The following is a 16,716-nucleotide window of genomic DNA, read 5'->3' on the forward strand; positions in this document are numbered from 1 at the left end:
TTCGGCACGCGGGCGCCAAGGGGGTCAACCCGATGCCGGCGCGGGCCGTCACCGCGTGGCGATGGCGTGCCAGATCGCCTCGGCCTGCGTGCTCAGCCGGCGCTTGGGCCGGTACAGCCGCACGTCGAACTTCGCCTCCATGCTGCGGTCGCCCGCCTTGGCCAGCCGGCCGGCCTTGCAGTCGGCATGCACCATGGACCACGGCAGCCAGGCCACGCCCAGTCCCTTGTGCACGTATTCGTATTGCGCATCGGCCGAGTCGCATTCCACCGTGCGCTGCAGGCGCTGCGTGACCGGGTGGTGCGCCAGCTGGTCCTCCACCAGCCGGCCCAGCGCCAGCGTGCGCGCGTAGGCCAGGTAGGGAATGGGGCCGGCGCCCGCCAGCGGGTGCAGCGCCGCGCCCTGCGCCGTGGCGCGCGACACCGGCACCAGCCGGTCCGAGGCCAGGGTGATGTGCGAGAACTGGCGCGCATCCAGCCGGATGGCCAGCGCCGGGTGGTGGTAGGCGATGGAGAAGTCCGCCTCGCCGCGCTCCAGCAGGGCCACGGTGTCGGCCAGCGCGCGGGTCAGGATGCACAGCTCGCAGTCCTTCATCACCGGGCGCAGCCGCACCAGCAGGTCGGCCACCACGGTGCGGGCCAGGGTGCGGCCCGTGGTGAGCGTGACGGTGCGCGCCTGGCGCCCGGCCACCGCGCGCAGTTCCTCGTGCGACTGCGCGAGGTTGCGCGCCATCTGCTCGGCCGTGTCCAGAAAGACCTGGCCCGCCGCCGTCAGCCGCACGGGGCCGCTGCCGGGCTCGACCAGCGGCGTGCCGGCCCAGGCCTCCAGCGCGCGGATGCGGCGCCCGAAGGCCGGGTGCGTCACGTGGCGCAGCTCGGCCGCGCGCGTGTAGCTGCGCTCCTGCGCCAGCACGATGAAGTCTTCCAGCCACTTGAGCTGCATGGCCGGCGGGGTGGTGAGGGGGCGGTGAAGCGTGCCGCAGGTCAGGCGCGGGCGGCGTTCAGCGTGTCCCGCGTGGCCAGGGCCACGGCGCGCGCTGCCGCGGCGTAGCCGTCGCCATCGGCCGCGTACAGGATGGCGCGCGAGGAATTCACGAGGATCGGGCCGCCGTCGCGCCGCCCGGCCCGCACCGTGGCCGCCGCATCGCCGCCCTGCGCGCCCACGCCGGGAATCAGCAGCGGCAAGGTGGGCGCGAGGCGGCGCACGCGCTCGATCTCGGCCGGGTAGGTCGCGCCCACCACGAGGCCCAGCTGGCCGTTGGTGTTCCACGGGCCCTGCGCCAGCCGCGCGACGTGCTCGTACAGCAGCGGCTGCCCGTCCACGCTGGCCAGCCGCTGGTTCTGCAGGTCGTCGCCGCCCGGGTTGGAGGTGCGGCACAGCAGGAAGGCGCCCTTGCCGTGGTAGGCCAGATAGGGCTCGATGGAGTCGAAGCCCATGAAGGGCGAGAGCGTCACCGCATCGGCGCCATAGCGCTCGAAGGCCTCGCGGGCGTACTGCCCGGCGGTGGAGCCGATGTCGCCGCGCTTGGCGTCCAGCACCACCGGCACGTGCGGCGCGGTGGCGCGCATGTGGGCCATGAGGCGTTCGAGCTGGTCTTCGGCGCGGTGCGCGGCGAAATAGGCGATCTGCGGCTTGAAGGCGCAGGCCAGGTCGGCGGTGGCATCGACGATGGCGGCGCAGAAGTCGTAGATCTTGCGGGCGTCGCCGCGCATCGCTGCGGGAAACCGGTCGGGTTCGGGGTCCAGGCCCACGCACAGCATGGAGTCGTTCTGCGCGGCCGCGCCCTGCAGCATGTCGATGAAGGTCATGGGGCGCGATTTTAGGGTGCGGGGCCGGCCCGGGCGCCGCGAGCGCCGACGCGCCCGTCCCGGCACAATGCCGCGCATGCCCGCCCTGTCCCCCCGCCAGCTCGTCGCCCTGATCCTCGTCACCCTCATCTGGGGCTTCAACTGGCCGGTCATGAAGCTCGGCGTGGCGGGCTTTCCGCCGCTGGCCTTCCGCGCGATCTCGCTGTGGCTCGGCCTGCCGGTGCTGGCCCTGGCGCTGGTGCTGCTCAAGGCCCCGTTCGCCGTGCCGCGCGCGTACTGGCTGCCGCTGGCGGGACTGGGCATCGTCAACATGGTGCTGTGGCACGCCTTCAGCATCACGGCCATTCCGTCGCTCTCGAGCGGGCGCGCGGCCATCCTGGGCTACACCATGCCGATCTTTTCGGCCGTGCTGGGCGCGCTGTGCTTCGGCCACCGCCTGGCGCCGCGCGCCTGGGCGGGCGTGGCGGCGGCGGCCGGGGGCGTGCTGCTGCTGCTGTGGCACGAACTCAGCCAGCTCGGCGGCCGGCCCGTCGGCGTGGGGCTGATGCTCACCGCCGCCGCCTGCTGGGCGCTGGGCACGCAGCTGCTGCGGCGCAGCACCCTGCCGCTGCCGGTGCTCACGCTGTCGTTCTGGATGACGGTGCAAAGCGCGGTGGTGCTGAGCCTGCTGTCGCTGCTGCTGGAGAGCGACCGCTGGCATGCCCCGTCCGCCGTGGGCTGGGGCGCCATCGCCTTCAATGCGGTGCTGGTGCTCGGCTTCGCGCAGCCGGCCTGGTTCTTCCTGGTGCGCGGCCTGCCGCCCGTGGCGTCCACGCTCAGCGTGATGATGATCCCGGTGCTGGGCGTGTTCAGCGGCGCGGTCTGGCTGGGCGAGCGCCTGCACTGGCAGGACTGGGCCGCCGTGGCGCTGATGGTGCTGGCGATCGCCTCGGTGCTGTGGCCGCAGCGCCCGGCGGCCACAGCGGGTGCGGCGGGTGCGGCGGGTGCAGTATGAAAAGTGCCTCCAGCGCAATAAACACTAGGGCATGTTGCTATTAATTGAATAGCAAGCAGGCATGCGGGCGTGCACCCGCAGCCGGTTCAGCCCTGGGCGCGTTTTTGCAGGATCTCGAAGGCCGGCAGCGTCTTGCCTTCCAGCACTTCCAGGAAGGCGCCGCCGCCCGTGGAGATGTAGCCCACGTCCTTCTCGATGCCGTACTTGGCGATGGCCGCCAGCGTGTCGCCGCCGCCCGCGATGCTGAACGCGCTCGATTCGGCGATCGCCTGGGCGATGGCCTTGGTGCCGTTCTCGAACGCGGCGAACTCGAACACGCCCACCGGGCCGTTCCACACGATGGTGCCGGCCTGCTTGAGCTGCGCGGCCAGCTTCTTCGCGGTCTCGGGGCCGATGTCCAGGATCAGGTCGTCGTCGGCCACGTCGGCGGCGGCCTTCACCGTGGCGGGCGCATCGGCCGAGAAGGTCTTGGCCACCACCACGTCGGTGGGGATCGGCACCTCGGCGCCGCGCGCCTTCATGGCGTCGATCACGGCGCGGGCCTGGTCCAGCAGGTCGGGCTCGGCCAGGCTCTTGCCGATCGGAAGGCCGGCAGCCAGCATGAAGGTGTTGGCGATGCCGCCACCCACGATGAGCTGGTCCACCTTGTCGGCCAGGCTCTTCAAGATGGTGAGCTTGGTCGAGACCTTGCTGCCCGCCACGATGGCCGCCAGCGGCCGTGCGGGGTGCGCCAGGGCCTTGGTGATGGCGTCGATTTCGGCCGACAGCAGCGGGCCGGCGCAGGCGGTCCTGGCGTATTCGGCGATGCCGTAGGTCGTGCCCTCGGCGCGGTGCGCGGTGCCGAAGGCGTCGTTCACGTAGATGTCGCAGAGCGCGGCCATCTTTTTCGCCAGCGCGGGGTCGTTCTTCTTCTCGCCGGGGTTCACGCGGCAGTTCTCCAGCAGCACCACCTGGCCAGGCTGCACGGCCACGCCGTCCACCCAGTCGGTCACCAGCGGCACCTCGCGGCCCAGCAGCTCCGACAGGCGCCGGGCGATGGGGGCGAGCGAGTCGGCGGGCTGCAGCGTGCCCTCGGTCGGGCGGCCCAGGTGGCTCGTCACCATGACGGCGGCGCCGGCATCCAGCGCCATCTGGATGCAGGGCACCGAGGCGCGGATGCGCGTGTCCTCGGTGATGTGGCCGGCGTCGTCCTGCGGCACGTTCAGGTCGGCGCGGATGAACACGCGCTGGCCACGGGCCTGGCCTTGGGCGCAGAGGTCGGAAAAGCGAAGGATGTGCATGGATCGATCAGGCCGGCGGGCGGCGCGGGGAGGGTGGAAAACTGCGCCGCATTGTAGGTGCGGCCCCGTGCCCGGCCGTGTCGGCCGGCGCCGCCCGTGGGCTACCAGCCCAGGCCGATGTGCAGCGGCAGGTACACCACCATGCCCACGACGATGGTGCCCAGGATGCCGCGGCGCCAGAAGTAGTAGCCCGCGGCGCACAGCACGGAGGGCAGGCGCGCGTCCTGCAGCGTGCCGATCAGCTCGCCCTGCGCCATGAAGATCTCCGGCGCGATCACCGAGGCCAGCGCGGCCAGCGGCGCGTACTTGAGGCCGCGCTTGAGCCAGTCGGGCAGGGGCAGTTCGCGATCGGGAATCATGAAGAACGCGCGCGACACCAGCGTGATGGCGGCCAGGCCCAGGATGGCGATGGTCGGCTCGATCCAGGACCAGCTCATGGGTGGCGCTCCTCGCGCAGCGGCACCACGTCGCCGTCCTGCACGTGCTTTTTCTCCTCGGGGGGCAGCACGCTCTCGGCCGGCACCAGCAGCACCTGGGGGCGGCGCAGGTGGCGGTCCACCGCCTCGATGATCAGGCCCACGGCCACGGCCGCCGCGATCGCCACGAGGATGTTGAGCTTGAGCGGCAGCGCGAACGCCGCGATGGCCGCCGTCATGGCCACGCCCGTGGCCAGCCAGGTGGCGCGGTCGAACAGCATGGACAGCATCACGCCCAGCAGCGCCAGCACGCCGGCAAAACCCAGGCCCCACGACAGCGGAACCACGTTGGCCAGCAGGATGCCGGTGATCGACGGCACCTGCCAGGCCACCCAGTTGATCGACGCGGCGCCCCAGAAGTACGGTACCTGCTCGGGCTGCGGCACGGGTTTGGGAAAGCGCTTCATGAAGGCGACGAAGATCACGTCGCCGCTGAAATACCCCACCGCCAGCCGCTGTCGCAGCGGCAGGTGCGCGAAGTAGCTGCGCCACAGGCTGCTGAAGATGACGAAGCGCAGGTTCACGCACGAGGCCGTGAGCCACACCACCCACAGCGGCGCGCCGACGGCCATCAGCGGAATCACCGTGAGCTGCGCGCTGCCCGCGTACACCGCGAGCGACATGAAGATCGCCATCGGCACCGACATGCCGCTCTTGACCATCGCCACGCCGGTCACCAGCCCCCAGGCGCCCACCCCCACGCAGGTGCCGAACATGTCCAGCACGCCCTGGCGGTACGAGGGATGCCGCACGAGGGTGCCGAGGGGTTGTGCGCTCATTCCCGCGCCTTGGCCAGCGCGCCGCCCCCCAGCACCATGCCGGGTGCGAGCGCGAAGCCGCGCAGGAAATCGGCCACCGGCAGGCGCTTGCCGCCCGCGCGCTGCAGCGTGGTCAGGCGCAGCGTGCCGTGGCCGCAGGCCACCGTCACGCCGGCGTCGTTCACGGACAGAATCTGGCCGCAAGGCATGGAATCCGCCGGCATCGTGCTATCGATTTCATAGCTCCACACCTTGATTGCCTCGCCGTCCAGCGTGGTCGATGCGCCGGGAAACGGGTCGAAGGCGCGGATGCGCCGGCCGATCGCCTCGGCGGGCAGGGCCCAGTCGATGGCGCTCTCGGCCTTCTCGATCTTGTGCGCATAGGTCACGCCCTCAGCGGGCTGCGGCGTGGCGGCCAGGCCCCCGCGGGCGGCCAGTTCCAGCGCCTCGACGATCATGCGGCCGCCCAGGTCGGCCAGCCGGTCGTGCAGCGCGGCCGTGGTGTCTCTGGGGCCGATGGCGGTCTTTTCGATGAGCAGCATGTCGCCCGTGTCCAGGCCGGCATCCATCTGCATGATGGTCACGCCCGTCTCGGCATCGCCCGCCTCGATCGCGCGGTGGATCGGTGCGGCGCCGCGCCAGCGCGGCAGCAGGCTGGCGTGGATGTTCAGGCATCCCAGTCCGCGGGCCCCCACGCTCCCCGCTGCGCGTGGTTCGCTGCCCCCCGGGGGGGCCTTCGCGCCTTCGGGCGGCCGTGCGGCGCTCATCCAGTCCAGCACCCATTGCGGCAGGATCAGGCCGTAGGCGGCCACCACCATGGCATCGGCCCCGGCGGCAACCAGCGCATCGCGCGCGGCGGTGGCGTCCTCGGGGTACTTGCCGTCCAGGCGCAGGCTGCGCGGCTGCGCCACGGCAATGCCATGCTCCAGCGCGCACTGCTTGACGGGCGAGGCCTGCAGCTTCATGCCTCGGCCAGCGGGGCGGTCGGGCTGGGTCAGGACGAGGGGAACGGTGAAGCCGGCGTCCAGCAGGCGCTGCAGGGCGACGCGGGCGAAGTCGGGCGTGCCGGCGAAGATGATCTTCATGAAGGCGATGCGGCGGGCGGCGTCAGAACCCCAGCAGGTCGCGGGGATCGGGCTCGTCCGTGAACATCACCTTCACCACCACGCCGCGCGGGTCGATGTGCACGTGGCCGAAGCGCCGGGTGCCCAGGTCGTCGCGGAAGCGGTAGGTCCAGATGTCGCCATCGAAGCGCGCCACGCGCTCCACCAGCATCGGCGGGCCGAAGGTGCGGCGCACGTCGTCCACCGTCCAGCCGGCCGGGATGCCGGCGAGGTTGTTGAAGGTCAGCACCTGGTCCGTTCGCACGAGCCGTCCGCCGGCGTCGAAGTCCATGTGATAGACCTGCCGGCCCGCGGGCTGGGTGGTGTACAGCAACCGTTCGCCGCCGCCGGGCAACGGCGTGACGGAGACCGGCGGGCCCAGGTTCTGCAGCACCTCGGCGCGCGAGGCGCCGGGCTTGACGAAGTCGGGCGAAGCGCAGGCAGTGAGCGCGAGCGCCATGCCGATGGCGGCCACGCCGCGCGCCAGGGAAGACAGGGAAAGGGAGCGCCAGGCGATCATGAGCGTGCCTCACGTTGTTGCTTGAGCATCTTGGTCTTGATGCGGTTGCGTTTGAGGGGCGAGAGATATTCGACGAACACCTTGCCCAGCAGGTGGTCCATCTCGTGCTGGATGCACACCGCCAGCAGGCCTTCGGCCTCGACCACGCGGGATTGGCCCTGGGCATCGAGCGCCCGCACATGGACCGAAGTCGATCGCTCCACGCCGTCGTAGATGCCGGGGACCGACAGGCAGCCTTCTTCGCCGACCGTCTTCTCGTCGCTGGCCCAGACGATCTCGGGGTTGATGAAGACCTGGGGCTGATCGTGCCCTTCGGAGACATCGATGACCACGATGCGTTCGTGCACGTCCACCTGCGTGGCGGCCAGGCCGATGCCGCTCGCGTCGTACATCGTGGCCGTCATGTCGTCCAGCAGCGCGCGCACGCGGTCGTCCACGGTTTGGACCGGCTTGGCGACGGTGTGCAGGCGAGGATCGGGGTAACAGAGAATAGGAAGAATAGCCATGGCGAGCCCGGAAAGATGTCGCTATTTTCGCCACTTTTGACGGGAGTGGCCGCCCGCCGCCGCAATAATCGTTGCCCAATCAAGGGCTTGGGCTGAGAATCCGAGAAGGTTTGTAACGTATCAACCGGCGAGTTTTGTGACCAACAAACACACGCTGGCGCCAGCGAGGGGCGTTTCGCAATGCATGACAAGAGGAACAACATGACGGCATCCACAGGCTTGCGACCCACGGCGTTGGGGGCGCTGGCTTTTCTGGCCGCAGCCCTGCTGACCAGCCCGGCGCATGCCCAGAACTACCCCGTCACCACGGATCAGCGGGCCACCGCCCAGCAGGTGGCATCCAGGGGCGTGCCGATGTCGGAACTGGCCGCCAACGCACCGGACACCTATGTCGTCAAGCGCGGCGACACCCTCTGGGGCATCTCCGGCATGTACCTGCAGCGCGCCTGGCGCTGGCCCGAACTCTGGGGCATGAACCTGCAGGCCATCCCCAATCCGCACCTCATCTTCCCCGGCCAGACGCTCTACCTGGAAAAGGTGGACGGCTATGCCCGCCTGCGCACCAGCCCGTCGGGCCAGGTGCCCAGCGACACCGTGCGCGTTTCGCCCCGCACCCGCACCGACAGCCTGGCAGGCACCGCACTGCCCACCCTGCAGCCCCACCTGATCGAGCCGTTCCTCGTCGAGCCGCTGGTGGTGGACGAACTCACGCTGCAGCAGGCCCCGCGCATCGTCGCCACGGTCGATGAACGCGTGCTCATGGCCAGCGGCGACCGGGCCTACGTGCGTGGCGCCACGGGCAATCCGCTGCGCTTGGGCCCTGGCGTGCCGCGCCAGTACCGCGTGTTCCGCAATGCCATCCCCATGAAGGACCCCGAGTCCGGCGAGATCCTGGGCTACGAAGCCCAGTACGTCGGCAAGGCCGAGCTGGTGCGTGGCGAGACCACCGAGGAAACGCGCGATTCCAAGGGCGAAGTCACGGTGGACGTGGTGCCCGCCACCGTGGACCTGAGCAGCGCCAAGGAAGAAATGCGCGCCGGCGACCGCCTGCTGCCCGCCCCCGCCCGCGGCTATGCCAGCTACACGCCGCGTGCGCCGCAGGCCCCGGTGGATGCGCGCGTCGTGTCGCTGTATGGCAGCTCTGCCGTGGCCTACGCCGCGCAGAACCAGGTGATCGCCATCAACCGCGGCACCCGTGACGGCATCGAGGCCGGCCATGTCCTCACGCTGCTCACCAAAGGCGAGCGCATCAAGGACAAGACCGACGAGGACAAGGTGATGATCAAGCTGCCCAGCGAGGCCAACGGCGTGGGCATGGTGTTCCGCACGTTCGATCGCGTCTCCTATGTGCTGCTGCTGCAGGTGCAGCAGGGCGTGCGGGTCGGCGACCGCCTCGTCAATCCGCAGTAACAAGCCCTGCGGCCCCTTGTCCAAGGGGGCGTCTTTGCTGACGCCCCTTGGAATACCTCTTTGACCTCCATGGATCGTGATGAATTGGCCGCCTGGCTGCGGCTGGCGCTCACGCCCGGCGTCGGCAATGGCGCCGCGCGCCGGCTGCTGGCCGCGTTCGGCCTGCCGCAAAACCTGTTCACCGCATCGCAAGCCGCCCTGCAGGCCTGCGCCACGCCCGCCCAGGCGCGGGCCCTCGGCACCGTGCCGCCCACGCTCGACGCGCTGGTCGAAACCACCTGGCAATGGCTGAACGGCGCTGCGTCGGGACAGCCGGCCCGGCAGATCGTCACGCTGGGCGATCCGGCCTATCCCCCGGGCCTGCTGGCCACCGAAGATCCGCCCCTCATGCTCTACCTCATGGGGCCACCGCGGTTTCTGAGCCAGTCGGCGCTCTGGACGACCGAGCGCTGCGTGGCCATCGTGGGCAGCCGCAATCCCACGGCGCAGGGCGCCGACCATGCGCGGCAGTTCGCGCGTGCGCTGCGCAGCGCACACCTGTGCATCGTCTCCGGCCTGGCGCTCGGGGTGGATGCCGCGGCGCACGAAGGTGCGCTGGACGGTGGGGCAAGCAACGAGGCCGGTGACCTGCCCGCGACCATCGCCGTGGTGGGAACAGGGCTGGACCGCGTCTATCCGCGCAAGAACCTGGACCTGGCCCACCGCATCGCGCAAAACGGCGTGCTGGTGAGCGAATACCCGCTGGGCACGCCGCCGCTGGCGGGCAATTTTCCGAAGCGCAACCGCATCATCGCGGGGCTGTCTCAAGGCACGCTGGTCGTGGAAGCCGCGCTGGCTTCGGGCTCGCTGATCACGGCCCGGCTGGCGGCCGAGCAGGGGCGGGAGGTGTTCGCCATCCCTGGCTCGATCCATGCGCCGCAGTCCCGCGGTTGCCATGCTTTGATCCGGCAAGGCGCCAAGCTGGTCGAGTCCGCACAGGATGTGCTGGAAGAGTTGCGTCTGGCGCCGCCCGGGGTGCCACTGGCTGCCTCCACGGCCGAAGCGCTCTCGCTGGAGAGCGATGAAGAGGAGTCCACGGGAGAACACGCAGCGCTGCTGCAGGCATTGGGGTTCGATCCCACCGGACTGGATGCCCTGGTGGCGCGCACCGGCATGGGCGCGGCGTCGCTGCAGGTGGCCTTGCTCGAGCTTGAATTGGAGGGGCAGGTGGCCCGATTGCCCGGAGGTCTCTTTCAGCGCATGGGGCGGGCTTGAGGCCGGCCGCGCTGACGGCAGCGCCGGCCTCGCCACCCACCACCCATCACAAGCCCAGCATCAGCTTCAGGTTCTGCACCGCCGCGCCGCTTGCGCCCTTGCCGAGATTGTCCAGGCGGGCCACCAGCACCGCGTGGCGGTAGGTTTCATTGGCAAACACGCGCAGTTCGAGCTGGTTGGTGTCGTTGAGCGCCAGGGCGTCCAGCTTGCCGTCGTCCGTCGGCGGCAGCACCTTGACCCATCGGTCCGGCGTGTTGCTCTTGTCGTAGTGCGCAACCAGGGCGTCGTGCAGGTCGGACGCCTTGGGCGCGCCGGGCAGCAGGTCCAGGTGCAGCGGCAACTGCACGAGCATGCCTTGCTGGAAGTTCCCCACAGCCGGCACGAAGATCGGCCGGCGGGTCAGGCCGGTGTATTTCATGATCTCGGGCAGATGCTTGTGCGACAGGCCCAGGGCATACAGCTCGAACGCCGGGGCGGCGTTTTGCTCGTAGGCCTCGATCATCGAACGGCCACCGCCCGAGTAGCCGCTCACCGAAGGCAGGGCCAGCGGGAAATCGACCGGCACCAGGCCGGCTTCCACCAGCGGGCGCAGCAGCGCAATCGCACCCGTGGCATAGCAGCCGGGGTTGGCCACCCGCGTGGCAGATGCCACCGCATCGCTCTGGCCCTCAGCCAGTTCGGGAAAACCGAACACCCAGCCCGCCACGGTCCTGTGCGCCGTGCTGGCGTCGATCACCTTGATGCGGTGGCCGTTGGCCTTTTCGATCTCGTCCACCATGGCGACCGTCTCCCGGGCGGCATCGTCGTGCAGGCACAGGATCACCAGGTCCACGCCGGCGATCAGTTCACGCTTGGCGGCCGGGTCCTTGCGCCGCTCGGGCGCGATGCTGACCACTTGCACCTGCGGCATCGCCTGCAGGCGTTCGCGGATCTGCAGGCCCGTGGTGCCGGCTTCGCCGTCGATAAAGACTTTGGACATGGAATGCTCCTGCAAAAGATGGCCGTGGGGCCCGCCGTGGTACGTGGCATCCGCAAGGGATGGTGCATCGCAGCATGATACAGTCGCCGGTTGCCATGTCACCCGCCCGCGGCCAGACATCTGCTCATGGCAAACGGGTTACCAACATCCTTCCCGAGAGAGACCTCATGAAGATTCACGAATACCAAGGCAAGGAAATCTTGCGCAATTTTGGTGTGCCCGTTCCGCGCGGCATTCCTGCTTTCACGGTGCAGGAAGCCGTAGAAGCTGCCCAGAAGCTCGGCGGCCCCGTGTGGGTGGTCAAGGCCCAGATCCACGCCGGTGGCCGTGGCAAGGGCGGCGGCGTGAAGGTCGCCAAGACCATCGACGATGTCAAGCGCATCTCGGGCGAAATCCTGGGCATGCAGCTCAAGACGCACCAGACCGGCCCCGAAGGCCAGAAGGTCCGCCGCCTGTACATCGAAGACGGCGCCGACATCAAGAATGAACTGTACGTCTCGCTGGTGACCGACCGCGGCACGCAGAAGGTCGCGCTGATCGTTTCGAGCGAAGGCGGCATGGACATCGAGGAAGTGGCGCACTCCACGCCCGAGAAGATCATCACCGAGATGATCGATCCCCTGACCGGCATCACCGTCGAGCAAAGCAAGAAGGTGGCCGCAGCCATTGGCCTGACCGGCGCTTCCATCGACCAGGCCGTGGACATCTTCGCCAAGATCTACAAGTGCTACATGGAGACGGACGCTTCGCTGGTGGAAATCAACCCGCTGAACTGCGACTCCAAGGGCAACCTGATGGCGCTGGACGCCAAGTTCAACTTCGACGCCAACGCGCTGTTCCGCCATCCTGAAATCGTGGCCTACCGCGATCTGGACGAAGAAGATCCGGCTGAAGTGGAAGCCTCCAAGTTCGACCTGGCCTACATCAGCCTGGACGGCAACATCGGCTGCCTGGTGAACGGCGCCGGCCTGGCCATGGCCACCATGGACACCATCAAGCTGTTCGGCGGCGAGCCGGCCAACTTCCTGGACGTGGGCGGCGGTGCCACCCCCGAGAAGGTCACCGAAGCCTTCAAGATCATGCTCAAGAACCCCAAGGTCGAAGGCATTCTGGTCAACATCTTCGGCGGCATCATGAAGTGCGACACCATCGCCACCGGCGTCATCACCGCCTGCAAGGCCGTGAACCTGAACGTTCCGCTGGTCGTGCGCATGAAGGGCACCAACGAAGAGCTGGGCAAGAAGATGCTGGCCGAATCCGGCCTGCCCATCATTGCAGCAGACACCATGGCCGAAGCTGCGACCAAGATCGTTGCTGCCGTCAAGTAAGCCCGGAGAACACACATGTCGATCTACATCAACAAAGACACCAAGGTCATCACCCAGGGCATCACGGGCAAGACCGGCCAGTTCCACACGGAAAAGTGCCAGGAATACGCGAACGGCAAGAACGCCTTCGTGGCGGGCGTGAACCCGAAGAAGGCCGGCGAGTCGATCTTCAACATTCCGATCTACGCCTCGGTCAAGGAAGCCGCATCGCAGACCGGCGCCACCGTGTCGGTGATCTATGTGCCGCCCGCAGGCGCTGCCGCTGCCATCTGGGAAGCCGTCGAGGCCGACCTGGACCTGGCCATCTGCATCACTGAAGGCATCCCAGTGCGCGACATGCTCGAAGTGCGCAACAAGATGAAGGCCAAGGAAGCCGCCGGCGGCAAGAAGACCCTGCTGCTGGGCCCCAACTGCCCTGGCCTCATCACGCCCGACGAAATCAAGATCGGCATCATGCCCGGCCACATCCACCGCAAGGGCCGCATCGGCGTGGTCTCGCGTTCGGGTACGTTGACGTATGAAGCCGTGGCCATGCTGACAGAAGTCGGCCTGGGCCAGTCGAGCGCCGTCGGCATTGGTGGCGACCCCATCAATGGTTTGAAGCACATCGACGTGATGAAGGCCTTCAACGACGATCCCGACACCGATGCTGTCATCATGATCGGCGAAATCGGTGGTCCGGATGAAGCCGAAGCCGCTCAATGGTGCAAGGCCAACATGAAGAAGCCGATCGTGGGCTTCATCGCCGGCGTGACCGCTCCTCCCGGAAAGCGCATGGGCCACGCGGGCGCGCTGATCTCCGGCGGTGCCGACACGGCCGACGCCAAGCTTGCCATCATGGAAGAGTCGGGCTTCATCATCACCCGCAATCCTTCCGAACTGGGCAAGCTGCTCAAGGCCCAGCTGAAGTAATCCGTAAGCAAAACTACGGACGAAAGGGGTCGGCAGCCCCGATAAACTGCGTTCTCCCATAAAAGAAGAGGCGCCCGAAACCCTGGTTTCGGGCGCCTCTTTCATTCATAACACGGAGATATCTCGCATGGAATTCCTGCACACGACCGACTTCTGGATCGGTCTCGTCAAGATCGTCTGGATCAACATCATCCTGTCCGGCGACAATGCCGTGGTCATTGCACTGGCCGCGCGTTCGCTTCCCCCGCACCAGCAGAAAAAAGCCATTTTTTGGGGCTCTGGCGCGGCCGTGGTTCTGCGCATCGTGCTGACCGTGGTGGCTGCCAAGCTGCTGGAGCTGTCGTTCCTGCAAATCATCGGCGGCTGCCTGCTGCTGTGGATCGGCCTGCAATTGATGACCGATGGGGACGAAGACGGCGAAGGCGCCCAATCGGGCGGCGGGCTCATGACGGCCGTTCGCACCATTTTGATTGCCGACCTGGTGATGAGCCTGGACAACGTGATCGCTGTGGCTGCCGCAGCGCATGGCAACATGGTGCTGCTGATCCTCGGTTTGGCGATCAGCATTCCACTCGTCATCTTCGGCAGCACGCTCATGATCAAACTCATGGAGCGCTTTCCCATCATCATTCTGTTCGGCGCAGGTTTGATCGGTTGGGTGGGCGGCGAAACCATCGCCAGCGATGCGGCACTGCACGACGTGGTGTTGGCCCATCCTTCCTTGCACTATGTGGCCGCCGTTCTCGGGGCGCTGTTCGTTGTGGGGGCGGGTAAATTCTTGCAGGCGCGCGCTCAGCAAAATTCGGCGGCAGCGAGTTAGGGGCGGATTTCATTCATTCCGGGCTGCGCGGGCGGTAGGGGCCGCAAGGCTCCGTTTGCTTTCGCCGTGCGCCTTCGGCCTGTCATGGCGCGGGGCGCCACTTTCATCTGCAAGCCAGGGGACGAAAAACTTGGCGTCTGCAAATCCTGCGGCCTTCTAAGCGATAGGTCCGTCGTCTATGATGCGGAACGAGACGCAACAGGGTACGACATGGGGGATTTTCAAAAAACCGTAATGGAGGCTGTGCCCACCGCTGGCGCAGTATTGCTTCTCCCTGCACCGGGTGAAGCATGACCTTGGGAATCAAGCTGAACTACCAGTTTTGTGCCCGGACCGACCAAGGCCGGGTGCGCTCGAACAACGAAGATGCCGTGATCGCCGACGCCAGCGCCCAGTTGGCGGTGCTGGCCGACGGCATGGGGGGCTACAACGCGGGCGAAGTCGCCAGTGGCATGGCCACGGGACTGATTCACGACCAAATGACCCAGTGGCTTGCCCAGGCGGGTGCCCACGCTGCGCCGACAGAAGTGCGCAAAGCCCTGGAAGACTGCGTGGAGCGTGCCAACCACGCCATCTTCGATGCATCGCTTTCCCATCCTCAATACTCCGGCATGGGCACCACCGTGGTCGCCGGCATTTTTCTGGGGGATCGCCTGATCCTCGGTCATATTGGCGATTCCCGGTGCTATTGCCTGCGCCGCGGCGTGCTGAGGCAGATCACACGCGACCATTCGTGGCTGCAAGAACAAGTGGATGCCGGCATCCTCACGCCGCAAGAAGCCGCGATATCGGGGCAACGCAATCTGGTGACGCGTGCCCTTGGCGTGGAAAGTGCTGTACTGGTGGAAATCAATGAGTTCCTCGTAGAGCCGCAGGATCTGTTCGTAATGTGTTCAGATGGCTTGACCGACATGGTCGAAGACGATCAGATTCAGGCGCTGGCGCTGGTACAGGAACCCCTGGAGGACAAAGCGGCCCACCTGATCGAGGCCGCCAATGCCCGGGGTGGCCGCGACAACATCAGCGTGCTGCTGGTTCAGGCGGGAACCATTGAGAGAAAGCGCGGCCTGATGTCGCGATTTTTGCGTGCCGATTAGATTTGAAATCAGCCACCCGGCCGACCATACCAATTAAAGAATGAGGAATTGATCATGCCGAAAATGATCGTGTCGATCGACGGAGTCGTCATCAAGGAAGTCCAATTGACGAAAGAGCGCACGACCCTCGGCCGGCGCCCCTATAACGACATCGTTATCGATAATTTGGCGGTCAGCGGCGAACACGCCGTGCTCCATGTGTCGCCTGACGAGGTCGAGATCGAAGACTTGGGCAGTACCAATGGAACGCATGTGAACGGACAACCCGTCAAGCGTCAGCCGCTGCGCAACGGGGATACGGTGGAAGTGGGCAAGTACAAGATCCGCTTCCTGCAGGAAAACGACGGCGAGAACTTCGAGAAGACGATGATTTTCAAGCCGGGCATGGTGCCCCCCCGGCCGCTGACGTCTCGCTCTGCACCGCTCTCCGGGGCCGGGTCGTCTCCCGCTGCGGTACTGAGCGCGTCCATTCGGGTCTGTTCAGGGGCTGCGGCAGGGCGCGAGGTGGCATTGGTCAAGGTGGTGACCACCATTGGCAAGCCCGGCGTGGCGGTTGCATCGATCACCAAGCGGCACCATGGGTTTGTTCTGTCGCACGTGGAAGGCGCGCAACGCCCTCAGTTGAATGGCACGGTGATGGCGGATGAGCCGGTACTCTTGAAGAGTGGTGATCGGTTGGCCCTTGCAGGGACGGAGATGGAGTTTGTCCAGGGCTGATCGGTTTGCGTCAGTTGGTTTGCGATGCGTCGTGATTCGTAACTCGCGCATCTGCTTGTGACAGGGGTGGCGGACAAATTTGTCAGAAATGCAGGGAGTTGGACGGTTTGGGCCGAGGCTTTTGGCTCTTGCCCCTGTTTTTTGGATGAGCCGTCTTGGCATGGAACCTGCTGAGTTGTAGGCGGACCTGGAGAATTCTTCTGCAGGTTTTTATTTGCAATCGACCTCCTAGGAGAGATATATGAAGCGCAATTTGCAAAAGGGTTTCACCCTGATTGAATTGATGATCGTGGTGGCGATTATCGGTATTTTGGCTGCCGTGGCCCTGCCGGCTTACAAGGACTACACCATCAAGGCACGTGCTGCTGAAGTGGTGTTGGCTGCTTCGCAATGCCGCACGACCATCAGCGAAGCCGTGCAAACGATGCGTTCTGACTTTGTTCCTTCGACGACCAATGCTTGGGGTTGCGAAGCGAATACCGCCAACGCCGCTGGTTCCGGCCCGACCAAAATGGTCCAGAGCATCACGACCACGGCCGATGGCGTGATCACGGTGACGCCTAACTTCACCGCTCTTGGTATCACCACGAACGCGCCTACCGGTACCTTGACCCTGACCCCTTACCTCAACAGCACTACGGCCTTGGTTCCCTCGACCAATGCTGCGCACCGCGGCGTGCAGATTTCTGAATGGCGCTGCACCTCCTCGGGCGACATGGCGAAGTACGCGCCTGGCTCGTGCAAGTAATCAACG

Annotated in this window: 18 protein-coding genes; 9 read left to right on the forward strand and 9 right to left on the reverse strand. The window is 66.8% G+C overall.

Annotated elements, in window-relative coordinates:
• Nucleotides 1-48: 48 nt before the first annotated feature.
• Entirely contained in the window at nucleotides 49-942 is an 894-nt protein-coding gene (locus M5C98_RS00530) for a LysR family transcriptional regulator (RefSeq protein WP_272550340.1), read from the reverse strand.
• Between the two features lie 41 nt (nucleotides 943-983).
• Nucleotides 984-1,808 (reverse strand): orotidine-5'-phosphate decarboxylase, encoded by an 825-nt coding sequence (gene pyrF, locus M5C98_RS00535; protein WP_272550341.1) that lies wholly within the window; start codon nucleotides 1,806-1,808, stop codon nucleotides 984-986.
• A gap of 76 nt (nucleotides 1,809-1,884) precedes the next feature.
• On the opposite strand from pyrF, the gene M5C98_RS00540 reads away from it, so the two are divergent.
• Nucleotides 1,885-2,802, forward strand: a complete 918-nt coding sequence (locus tag M5C98_RS00540) for a DMT family transporter (protein ID WP_272550342.1) — start codon at nucleotides 1,885-1,887, stop codon at nucleotides 2,800-2,802.
• Nucleotides 2,803-2,888: 86 nt separating this feature from the next.
• Here M5C98_RS00540 and M5C98_RS00545 read toward each other — a convergent pair whose 3' ends face one another.
• The 6 genes from M5C98_RS00545 to def all read right to left on the reverse strand — a co-directional run bounded on the left by M5C98_RS00545 (nucleotide 2,889) and on the right by def (nucleotide 7,445).
• Nucleotides 2,889-4,082, reverse strand: coding sequence for a phosphoglycerate kinase (locus M5C98_RS00545; RefSeq protein WP_272550343.1), 1,194 nt, complete (start codon nucleotides 4,080-4,082; stop codon nucleotides 2,889-2,891).
• Nucleotides 4,083-4,183: 101 nt separating this feature from the next.
• Nucleotides 4,184-4,519, reverse strand: coding sequence for an AzlD domain-containing protein (locus M5C98_RS00550; protein WP_272550344.1), 336 nt, complete (start codon nucleotides 4,517-4,519; stop codon nucleotides 4,184-4,186).
• A complete protein-coding gene (locus tag M5C98_RS00555) occupies nucleotides 4,516-5,337 on the reverse strand; it encodes an AzlC family ABC transporter permease (RefSeq protein WP_272550346.1) in 822 nt (273 codons plus the stop codon). The genes M5C98_RS00550 and M5C98_RS00555 overlap by 4 nt, the downstream gene beginning before the upstream one ends.
• Nucleotides 5,334-6,401 carry a methionyl-tRNA formyltransferase gene (locus M5C98_RS00560; RefSeq protein ID WP_272550347.1) on the reverse strand — a complete coding sequence of 356 codons (1,068 nt, stop codon included), beginning with the start codon at nucleotides 6,399-6,401 and terminating at the stop codon, nucleotides 5,334-5,336. Before M5C98_RS00560 ends, M5C98_RS00555 begins: the two co-directional genes overlap by 4 nt.
• Before the next feature lie 22 nt (nucleotides 6,402-6,423).
• Nucleotides 6,424-6,939, reverse strand: a complete 516-nt coding sequence (locus M5C98_RS00565) for a hypothetical protein (RefSeq protein WP_272550349.1) — start codon at nucleotides 6,937-6,939, stop codon at nucleotides 6,424-6,426.
• Entirely contained in the window at nucleotides 6,936-7,445 is a 510-nt protein-coding gene (gene def / locus M5C98_RS00570) for a peptide deformylase (RefSeq protein WP_272550350.1), read from the reverse strand. The genes M5C98_RS00565 and def overlap by 4 nt, the downstream gene beginning before the upstream one ends.
• A gap of 201 nt (nucleotides 7,446-7,646) precedes the next feature.
• Here def and M5C98_RS00575 point away from each other — a divergent pair, with 201 nt between their 5' ends.
• Nucleotides 7,647-8,855 (forward strand): LysM peptidoglycan-binding domain-containing protein, encoded by a 1,209-nt coding sequence (locus M5C98_RS00575; RefSeq protein ID WP_272550351.1) that lies wholly within the window; start codon nucleotides 7,647-7,649, stop codon nucleotides 8,853-8,855.
• Between the two features lie 69 nt (nucleotides 8,856-8,924).
• Nucleotides 8,925-10,109 carry a DNA-processing protein DprA gene (gene dprA, locus M5C98_RS00580; protein ID WP_272550352.1) on the forward strand — a complete coding sequence of 395 codons (1,185 nt, stop codon included), beginning with the start codon at nucleotides 8,925-8,927 and terminating at the stop codon, nucleotides 10,107-10,109.
• A gap of 46 nt (nucleotides 10,110-10,155) precedes the next feature.
• On the opposite strand, the gene argC is transcribed toward dprA, so the two are convergent.
• Nucleotides 10,156-11,088 (reverse strand): N-acetyl-gamma-glutamyl-phosphate reductase, encoded by a 933-nt coding sequence (argC, locus tag M5C98_RS00585; RefSeq protein ID WP_272550353.1) that lies wholly within the window; start codon nucleotides 11,086-11,088, stop codon nucleotides 10,156-10,158.
• Nucleotides 11,089-11,255: 167 nt separating this feature from the next.
• On the opposite strand from argC, the gene sucC reads away from it, so the two are divergent.
• The 6 genes from sucC to M5C98_RS00615 all read left to right on the forward strand — a co-directional run bounded on the left by sucC (nucleotide 11,256) and on the right by M5C98_RS00615 (nucleotide 16,710).
• Nucleotides 11,256-12,416: an ADP-forming succinate--CoA ligase subunit beta gene (gene sucC, locus M5C98_RS00590; protein WP_272550354.1), complete on the forward strand. Its 1,161-nt coding sequence runs from the start codon at nucleotides 11,256-11,258 to the stop codon at nucleotides 12,414-12,416.
• Nucleotides 12,417-12,431: 15 nt separating this feature from the next.
• Entirely contained in the window at nucleotides 12,432-13,328 is an 897-nt protein-coding gene (gene sucD / locus M5C98_RS00595; RefSeq protein ID WP_092742583.1) for a succinate--CoA ligase subunit alpha, read from the forward strand.
• 127 nt (nucleotides 13,329-13,455) lie between these two features.
• Complete coding sequence (locus tag M5C98_RS00600) at nucleotides 13,456-14,148, forward strand: TerC family protein (protein WP_272550355.1); 693 nt, start codon at nucleotides 13,456-13,458, stop codon at nucleotides 14,146-14,148.
• Nucleotides 14,149-14,438: 290 nt separating this feature from the next.
• Entirely contained in the window at nucleotides 14,439-15,245 is an 807-nt protein-coding gene (locus tag M5C98_RS00605; RefSeq protein ID WP_272550356.1) for a Stp1/IreP family PP2C-type Ser/Thr phosphatase, read from the forward strand.
• 54 nt (nucleotides 15,246-15,299) lie between these two features.
• Complete coding sequence (locus M5C98_RS00610; protein WP_272550357.1) at nucleotides 15,300-15,962, forward strand: FHA domain-containing protein; 663 nt, start codon at nucleotides 15,300-15,302, stop codon at nucleotides 15,960-15,962.
• Nucleotides 15,963-16,203: 241 nt separating this feature from the next.
• Nucleotides 16,204-16,710, forward strand: coding sequence for a pilin (locus M5C98_RS00615; protein ID WP_272550358.1), 507 nt, complete (start codon nucleotides 16,204-16,206; stop codon nucleotides 16,708-16,710).
• Nucleotides 16,711-16,716 lie beyond the last annotated feature (6 nt).

Source organism: Acidovorax sp. NCPPB 3576, assembly GCF_028473605.1.
Classification (GTDB): Bacteria; Pseudomonadota; Gammaproteobacteria; order Burkholderiales; family Burkholderiaceae_C; genus Paracidovorax.